The organism is Limnofasciculus baicalensis BBK-W-15 (genome assembly GCF_024178385.1).
GTDB classification, from domain to species: domain Bacteria; phylum Cyanobacteriota; class Cyanobacteriia; order Cyanobacteriales; family Coleofasciculaceae; genus Limnofasciculus; species Limnofasciculus baicalensis.
Genome location: NZ_JAMZMM010000751.1, coordinates 1 through 1101, shown reverse-complemented (window position 1 = coordinate 1101; position 1101 = coordinate 1). Strand labels below are relative to the sequence as shown.

General features: G+C 63.1%; 1 protein-coding gene. It reads right to left on the bottom strand.

Annotation, left to right across the window (positions count from 1 at the left end; genetic code table 11):
• Nucleotides 1-299: 299 nt before the first annotated feature.
• Nucleotides 300-950: a flagellar basal body L-ring protein FlgH gene (locus NJ959_RS29950; protein WP_254015406.1), complete on the bottom strand. Its 651-nt coding sequence runs from the start codon at nt 948-950 to the stop codon at nt 300-302.
• Nucleotides 951-1101: the final 151 nt, after the last annotated feature.

Genomic DNA, 1101 nt, shown 5'->3' with positions numbered 1-1101 from the left:
ACCCAAGCCCGCGAAGGACGAGTTCACCCTCACCCTTGATGCGCGTGAGATCGACGACGGTGGTCGCGCGAGCAAACGACGCCGCAACCAGCAATACCACCAATGCGGCAAGCAACGTCAGCCGGCGATTCCTGATCTCTATTTTCCAGGCATTCATGCGTCGCTCCAAGCGGGATCCTCCCGCAGGTGCCCAAGGACTACGCGTTCAATACGCAATCCCCGTGCCAGACTGCCCGCCATGCTGCGTGAACGGAACCCAGACACGCATCCATGCGCGCAAGGCTCAACGGCATCGTGTGCTAGAAGTTGAAGATCGCTTCCAGGATGCGCGGGATCCACCCCTTCGTCGCGCTGTCCTTCACCTGTCCCGTGTTCTTGCTCACAAGCGTCAACTCGGCGAGTTGCGTTGAAAGCACGGTGTTGTTCTGCGTCACGTCCTCGCGTCGGCACTCGCCGCTGAGCACGAGGGACTGTTCCTCGTCGTCCTTCTTGACGGTGCGCTTCGCTTCGAGGACGAGCACGCCGTTGGGCTTCACGTCGATGACGGTCGCCGTGACGCGATCGCTGAACCGATCGGAGCGGTCGTAGGTGCCCTCACCTTTGAACTTGTTGGCGCTGCTGACGTCGACGCCCACGATCGGGCTGCCGGTGACGTCGCTGATCTGCCCGTGGAACAGTTCACCGATGTTCGGGAATCGATTGACTTGCCCCTTGACGCTCGTGTCTTTCTTCGTGTCGAGCGACTGCTTGCTCATTTGCGAGCTCGACTCCGAGATGATGATCGTGACCTTGTCATGGATCGCGTAGACGCGGGCCTTGGGTGGTTCGACCATGAGGAGGCTGATGGTCCGCAGAGACGCGAGCGTGTCCGGCTGCCCTAGCGCGTCCTTGGGAACGGGTGCGGATTTGGTGAGCATCGCCTGGCCAAAGGCGGGAGCCGCAATCGCCAAGATGACGGCCGAACTCTACACGTCCTCCGCGCCCATCGCCATCTCCCGCGCGTTTTCCATCGCTGCCCACCCGCGACCACCGCACGCCCCCGCCCGCTCACCGCCTCGCGCACCCCCTCCGCCGCCCCCCGCTCCCCGCTCGCCTCTTCAC